This is a genomic window from Otoolea muris, assembly GCF_943193115.1.
GTDB lineage: Bacteria > Bacillota > Clostridia > Lachnospirales > Lachnospiraceae > Otoolea > Otoolea muris.
In genome coordinates this window covers 1-6,313 of the sequence record NZ_CALPCY010000100.1, presented here as the reverse complement: position 1 = coordinate 6,313, position 6,313 = coordinate 1, and the positions used below count along the sequence as shown (strand labels likewise).

8 protein-coding genes are annotated in these 6,313 nt (G+C 47.2%); 4 read left to right on the top strand and 4 right to left on the bottom strand.

Annotated features, from left to right (window positions below; all coding sequences use genetic code 11):
• A partial coding sequence (locus NFS31_RS27245; RefSeq protein WP_331482889.1) for a tyrosine-type recombinase/integrase occupies positions 1-469 on the top strand: 469 nt, incomplete at its 5' end.
• Entirely contained in the window at positions 466-690 is a 225-nt protein-coding gene (locus NFS31_RS28435) for a tyrosine-type recombinase/integrase (protein WP_416389502.1), read from the top strand. The genes NFS31_RS27245 and NFS31_RS28435, both read left to right, overlap by 4 nt.
• 385 nt (positions 691-1,075) lie before the next feature.
• Here NFS31_RS28435 and NFS31_RS25905 read toward each other — a convergent pair whose 3' ends face one another.
• Complete coding sequence (locus NFS31_RS25905; RefSeq protein ID WP_251501725.1) at positions 1,076-2,491, bottom strand: relaxase/mobilization nuclease domain-containing protein; 1,416 nt, start codon at positions 2,489-2,491, stop codon at positions 1,076-1,078.
• A gap of 323 nt (positions 2,492-2,814) precedes the next feature.
• On the opposite strand from NFS31_RS25905, the gene NFS31_RS25900 reads away from it, so the two are divergent.
• Positions 2,815-3,828 carry a PDDEXK nuclease domain-containing protein gene (locus NFS31_RS25900; RefSeq protein ID WP_251501724.1) on the top strand — a complete coding sequence of 338 codons (1,014 nt, stop codon included), beginning with the start codon at positions 2,815-2,817 and terminating at the stop codon, positions 3,826-3,828.
• A 127-nt stretch (positions 3,829-3,955) separates the two neighbouring features.
• On the opposite strand, the gene NFS31_RS27240 is transcribed toward NFS31_RS25900, so the two are convergent.
• The 3 genes from NFS31_RS27240 to NFS31_RS25885 all read right to left on the bottom strand — a co-directional run bounded on the left by NFS31_RS27240 (position 3,956) and on the right by NFS31_RS25885 (position 5,523).
• On the bottom strand, positions 3,956-4,132 hold the full coding sequence (locus tag NFS31_RS27240) for a phosphoadenosine phosphosulfate reductase domain-containing protein (protein WP_331482888.1): 177 nt from the start codon (positions 4,130-4,132) through the stop codon (positions 3,956-3,958).
• 74 nt (positions 4,133-4,206) lie between these two features.
• Positions 4,207-4,560 carry a DUF7768 domain-containing protein gene (locus tag NFS31_RS25890; protein WP_251501723.1) on the bottom strand — a complete coding sequence of 118 codons (354 nt, stop codon included), beginning with the start codon at positions 4,558-4,560 and terminating at the stop codon, positions 4,207-4,209.
• 48 nt (positions 4,561-4,608) lie between these two features.
• Positions 4,609-5,523, bottom strand: a complete 915-nt coding sequence (locus NFS31_RS25885) for a DUF6017 domain-containing protein (protein WP_251501722.1) — start codon at positions 5,521-5,523, stop codon at positions 4,609-4,611.
• Between the two features lie 273 nt (positions 5,524-5,796).
• On the opposite strand from NFS31_RS25885, the gene NFS31_RS25880 reads away from it, so the two are divergent.
• The gene (locus NFS31_RS25880; RefSeq protein ID WP_465223449.1) at positions 5,797-6,252 is read left to right on the top strand and encodes a plasmid recombination protein; all 456 of its coding nucleotides are present in this window, start codon (positions 5,797-5,799) and stop codon (positions 6,250-6,252) included.
• Positions 6,253-6,313 lie beyond the last annotated feature (61 nt).

Sequence of the window (6,313 nt, the reverse complement as noted above, 5' to 3'; positions counted from 1 at the left end):
CGCATCCCGGGTCCCGTTCATGAAGGAAACGAAGCCCATCAGGGAGACCATTCCGGACGGGGCATGCGCCGCAATGCCCGCAGCTCCCAACCTGCAGAAGAAAAATGGCCTGCGGGATATGGCGATCATGGTACTTCTCTATGATTCGGCAATGAGGGTATCCGAACTCCCCGGGCTGACACTGTCATCATTATATCTTGATGCGGCTATCCCCTATGTGCGTATCCATGGGAAAGGAGATAAGGAACGGATTGTATCTCTGACAGATAAAACTGTCGCGCATCTGCGGACATATCTCTCAAGATTCCATGTTGAGGGGTGTCTGGACAAGCCGCTGTTCTACACGGTGATAAAAGGCCACCTGTCGGCTATGTCATCCGGGAATGTGGAACGGATCATCACCAAATATGCCGATCAAGTCCGGAAAGAGCATCCGGAAATGCCAAGGCGGCCTGGGCCGCATATGTGAGGCGCACGCGGGCGACAGGTCTCTATCAGGACGGCGTTGAGCTTGAACTGGTTTCAAGGATACTGGGCCACTCATCGCCCCAGACAACGAGGATATATGCTACGCCATCAATGAAAATGATGCAGGAAGCGATGGGAGGGAGTATTGGAGGTATGCCTGAGGAAGAACCCCTTTGGACAGACAATGAGGACGAGCTGGCAAAGATTTGTGGTCTGAGATGAATTTTTATCCTCATCTTTTTGTGCTTAAACACCAAGGATACGGGCAGTTTCAAAAAGATGGGGATAAAAATATCTTAAGGATAAGGGAGTTTATCCTTAAATTAAGATAAACTCCCCGCTTCGCCATGGAAAATACTGTTCACAGCCTATGGAAAAGCAAAAGCGGCTTTCCCACAGCCAGCAAACAGCATTTCCCACAGCTTCGCAGCATGGCCAGTTATGCACATTTCCCACTCGCCGGCGGCTACGGAATCCAGCCCATTCCTTCCTATATTTGAAAACAAAATGGGGAGAAGGTTCCTTTTTATTTACTCATGGCGGCCTGATTGCGTGAGAAAAGCCGGGAATCATGAACCTTTGTCCATAGTTCCCGGCTCACACTTTTTCAACGGTCTTGTTCCTGGTTTTTCTCTTTCTCCTGATGTTCCTCTTTCTGAATGTTGAACAGGCTGTCCACGTTAGACTTGACTGCTTGCAGTTCCTGGTTCTCCTGGCGCAGCCGCTTGTAATCCTCATAGGCTGTTTTCTTTTTGTCCAGCAGGGCGGAATACTCTGCTTGAAGCGCTTTGACTGTAGGAAGTTTCTTCACGCCCTGGGCGTCAAAGGCACGTTTCGCCGCCTCATGAAGAAGTAAGTCCGTTTCATGGGCAGCCCGAAAAGCTGGTTTGTCAGCGGCTTTTTTCTTCCGGTAGGCAACGTAAGTGTCCCGTGTTTTGGCGTAATTGATGATGTGGGTCTTTAAAGCGGCGATCTGCTCCATACGATGTTCCGTCTGCTTTATGGAAGTGGAGATTGCTTCAAAGTCTGCCGCAGCCTTTTCCGCTTTCTCTGCCAGCAGGCCATAGTCGGTTATGCCATGCTCTGTAAGGTAGTTTAAGGTCTTGGCGGCCTCTTTCAGATTGTGGATCTTCATCCAGCGCTCCATGCCGGGGCCACGTCCCTGCAGGCGGGCCTGAATGTCCATAAGGAGATTGATACGAGTATCTTTCTCCAGACGGATTTTTTTCTTGCGCCGGGGCTGTTTCGCTTTGCCTACACGGTCACGGAGAGCCTCCAGGCTGTAATCGGCTCCCAGTGTTTTGGATCGGGTGAAACGTTCCTGGCCCTGGGCACGAAATTTTAAGAGTTTGCTGCTCTGGGCAACCTCATAGCCCTCCTTCCGCATGGCTTCTAAAAACTCGTCAAAGGTGCTGACTGTTGGCAGCACCTGGTCTATAGTCTGCCGCAGCAGCGCCTTCCAGCTCTGGCCTTTCTTTTCCGCTGACCACTCCGCATAGTGCTTTCCTTTTTCCGCTGTGTTCTCAATAATTGAAAGGCCAAACTCCTGGCAGATCCGGTCATTAGCTTTCCGCAGGGGAATATAGCTGTTCTTGATGTTATTGAACTTGTGGGAGCAGTCCAGGGCGGTGCTGTTAAATTCGATGTGGTTATGGATATGTTTCTTGTCAATGTGAGTGGCTACAATAAATTGGTGTTCGCCGCCGATAAATTCCAGAGCCAGCTTGTAGCCCAGCTTGTTGGCCTCCTCCGGTGTAATGGTTCCTGATTCAAAGGACTGGATAATCAGGTAGGAGATCACGTCTTTATCCGGGGCACGTCTGCGTCCGGTGGTGGCGGTATAGATTTGCTTGGAAATGGCAAATTCCTGCCAGGCCGTTTCCGGGGAACACTGGTAGCCAGTGACCAAAAGTCCGCCGTCTGTTTTCTCCGGGTTCCTGCTGTAATCAATACGCTCCGCCAGCACAGCGGCAATACTTCGCCCCTCGCTGGCATGGCGGGGGTTTAGTTTTGAAATTGCCATGGGTGGCGGTTCCTTTCTGTAAAATAGCAATGTGAAGGATTTGAAGGTGAGGTATGGGGAGTTGTGGGGGCGTTTGGGGAGTTGCTTGGTAAGTGGGGGAATTATAATTCGTTTTCTGTCTTGTTAAGTGGCCTACGGCGGTGGCTTGGCTGACATAAAGACACACCAGCCATAAAGAATTTGGCAGGCTCAGCCCTGTTTGATAAACCCGACCGGGCACGGAGGCTTTTGGGGCTTTCCGAGCCCGGATTTTAACTGTACAAGCCGGTGATTTACAGATATAATAAAAAGAGTGTTTAAGAACTTAAAGGGAGAAGTATGGCATGAATGATTTGGAAATGAGTTATCTTAAAGATTTTGAAAAGATCCGTCAGTTCATTGAGCAGGCCAGGGATGAGGCGGCCAGCCAGGTAAACAAAACTGTCATCAGCTTATATTGGAATATCGGAAAATTCGTTTCAGAAAAGGCACAAAAGGAAGGCTGGGGGCGCTCCACCGTAAAACAACTTTCACAATATATTTTATCGAAAGAACCTGGTATCCGGGGATATTCGGCACAAAATATCTGGCGGATGAAGCAATTTTTTGAAACCTATCAGGACAAGCCAAAATTCAGCGCATTATTGAGGGCGAATACATGGTCGAACAATCTTCACATCATGTCAAAAACAAAGACGGACGAAGAAAAAGAATTTTACCTGAAACTGGCAGCCAAAGAAAAATATAAGGCACGGGAATTGGAAAGGCAGATTGATAGTGGGTATTATGAGCGTCTGCTCCTCTCCGATGGGAAAGCGCCGTCAGGGATTCATCATACAGAAAATACCGGTATGATACGAGACTTATATATGCTGGAATTTTTAAATTTACAAGAGCCTTATAAAGAATTTGACCTGAAACAAGCTATCTTAAAAAATATGAAACAGTTTCTTTTGGAATTTGGACGTGACTTTATTTTTATGGGGGAAGAATACCATTTGCAGGTTGGAAAACATGACTACTTTGTCGATCTCCTCTTTTTCCACCGTGAATTACAATGCCTGGTTGCCATTGACCTGAAAATTGATGATTTCAAACCGGAATATCTGGGTAAAATGGAATTTTATCTGGAAGCCTTAGACCGGGATATAAAAAAGCCCCATGAAAATCCAAGCGTTGGCATTATTCTGTGCAAAAGCAAAGATGAGGACGTGGTAGAATACGCTTTAAGCCGCAACATGACTTCCACCATGATCTCCGAGTACCGTACAAAACTGATCAGCAAGGAAGTTTTGCGAAAAAAACTGGATGAGTTATATGAAGCGGCAGATGAAAGCCAAAACTCTCAACAGTGTTGAGAGAATTTCAAAAAATAAAATTTGAAATAGCAGCCATGGAATGTAATCGTTCTGTGGCTGCCGTGAGGGTGACGCAGGGTAGTGATATGTAATTTCCTTTTTTGGAAAAGATACTCGTCCAGCTTTGCTAATGCTCATACATCTTCGGGAACTCCATACCCGTGTCAGCAGAAAGCACCAGGTCTATCGGCATATCCCGTTCAATCATCAGCAGGAGCATGGCCGTACTGTCTTTCCCGCCAGACAGCGAAACCGCATGGTAATAATCTGCCTGGGGAGATAGCTTTTGATTGCTCGTTTTCATGTTCGTTTCTTCTCCTTCCATATGTTGTCTGGCTGCTTATTTCCTGTCAGGCGGATATTGGGCAGATGAAGGAGTCAGGTCATACTTTCGCCTTGTCCCTGTCCCCGTATTTTAAGAATTCCGTCTAATGTGGTGGCCGTAATACCCAGCCGCTGGGCAACAGCAATGTCGTTTTTCACCGCCTCGTCCACTTCATCACCGCAGACGATCAGGACATGGCTCCGGCGCAGAAGTTCACGGGCCATGTCAATGCCGTCCTTATGCTCGGCGGGAACAGAATCCCGAAGGAAATTGGGCAGGTAGAGAACCGGGCAGATCGGGGTAAATCCGGCCTCATAGACTTTCCGGCAGTAGACGATTGTCTGGTCAGCAGCGGAAAACTCGCCGCCTTTCCAGACAGCGGTAATGTAAGCGAATGGTTTTTTCATGGAACACTCCTTTCCCCGGCAGTGCCGGTATGGGCAAGAAAAAAGCAGTTACCCGCCGCCGTAAAGGTCATGGTTGACCAGAGCCGTGTAGTAGCTGCTTATGGTTGTGGGGGCGTTATAGAGGGAGGTGAGCAGGTAAGAACGGATATTTTGTACTTTAGTGGTATTAAAATTAAGGCAGCCCACCACATACTTGATATGCTCTGAGTTGAGTTTTAGCAGGCGGCTTTTTACCACCTCTGCCAGGAAGTCCTGACCGCTGATCCGCACCATAGGTTTTGTGCCGCATACCGTATCCGCCATGATGTCCACGATTTCGTCTAGGATTTCAGCGTCATAGCCAAGGGATTCCCTGGTAATGTCATACTCAATATTTTCCTTAATCAGCCTCCGGTAAGCCCATATCCTATCCATCGTATCATCCGCCCCAGGCCCATGGCTTTCCGTTGGCCTTCTGGCCTGATAGATTGATAGGTCAGTATCATTAAATTCAGTCTTATTCCTTTCAGTATTATTAGTGGCCGTTTTCTGGAAGTCTTGACTTCCGTTTTGCGGAACTTTAGACTTCCGTTTTTCGGAAGTCTGGATTTCCGGTGTTTCCGGCTTGCGAATAAAGTTCTTCACGTAGATAATCGTGGGCTTTCCCTGGTCCTGCTTCTTCCGTTCAATCAGCCCGTTCTTATCCAGCTCCCCAAAGAGGGAAACCGCCTTTGTATGGCCGCAGCACAGATACTCCAAAGCGTCCTCCAGGGTAAAATAGATAAATACCCGGTTTAGATCGTCCAGCCAGCCATTGCGGACAGACAGCCCCATGCGGTCAGGCATAAGTCCGTAGAGGATTTTGGCGTCAGAGGATATGCGCCGGTAGCCAGGGTCAGTGAACAGCACTTTCGGTATCCGGTAGAAGGTATATTGTTCCGCCTCATCGCCATAGAAGTAATCCAGCATGGCAGGGTCTGGCATGGCTTTGCTTCACCACCTTTCCGCAGTCAGCAGGCCGGAAAAAGGCATGAACAAAGGACACCACCGTAAGATAGCGTCCTTTGTTGTGTAATTTGCTGAAAACCCATGCCTTTATAGTCGTCTGTGACTGATATTTTTAGTAGTTTCGCTAGTTCGCTTAGAATACTCAGCTTTCGCAGAAAGTAACAAAGGCTGTGCCTATCGGCACAAAATAGCAGATAAGAATAGAGAAGATAGGAAGGTGTGAGGTCATTGGAGAGGACAATTAGCGGTATGATGGGAAAAGGTTCTGTCAGCCATAATACGAGAGCATTTAGCGCAAAGAATGTGGATAAGGAACGAAGCAAATATAATGTGGAGTTCTGTCATTTGGATATTAAAAAGGTATATCACGAATTATTTGATGAAGCCTTGGAGCGTTACAATGGAAAGCAGAAACGGAGTGACCGAAAAATTGACGATTATTATGAGAAGATAAGGCAGAGCAAGCAGGAGAAGTTGTTTCATGAAGTTATTCTTCAGATTGGAAATAAAGATGATATGAATGCAAAAAGCGAAGAAGGACAGCTTGCAAAAGATATACTGATAGAATTTATGGAAGATTTTCAGAAAAGAAATCCGAATCTATATGTGTTTTCGGCGCATCTGCATATGGACGTTATCTTCAGCATTTTGACCATTTCCACTATTATAATGGATACCAGGGGCAGGAGCTTACAAAAACCATGATGGATGACTTTATCTACACGGAGCATGAACGGCCTTCTTCCCATTATAATAAAGAAGTAGT

Coding starts and splice junctions, on each gene's coding strand:
- NFS31_RS25905 (WP_251501725.1), bottom strand. CDS start 2,491: ATGGCAATTTCAAAACTAAACCCCCGCCATGCCAGCGAGGGGCGAAGT.
- NFS31_RS25900 (WP_251501724.1), top strand. CDS start 2,815: ATGAATGATTTGGAAATGAGTTATCTTAAAGATTTTGAAAAGATCCGT.
- NFS31_RS27240 (WP_331482888.1), bottom strand. CDS start 4,132: ATGAAAACGAGCAATCAAAAGCTATCTCCCCAGGCAGATTATTACCAT.
- NFS31_RS25890 (WP_251501723.1), bottom strand. CDS start 4,560: ATGAAAAAACCATTCGCTTACATTACCGCTGTCTGGAAAGGCGGCGAG.
- NFS31_RS25885 (WP_251501722.1), bottom strand. CDS start 5,523: ATGCCAGACCCTGCCATGCTGGATTACTTCTATGGCGATGAGGCGGAA.
- NFS31_RS25880 (WP_465223449.1), top strand. CDS start 5,797: ATGATGGGAAAAGGTTCTGTCAGCCATAATACGAGAGCATTTAGCGCA.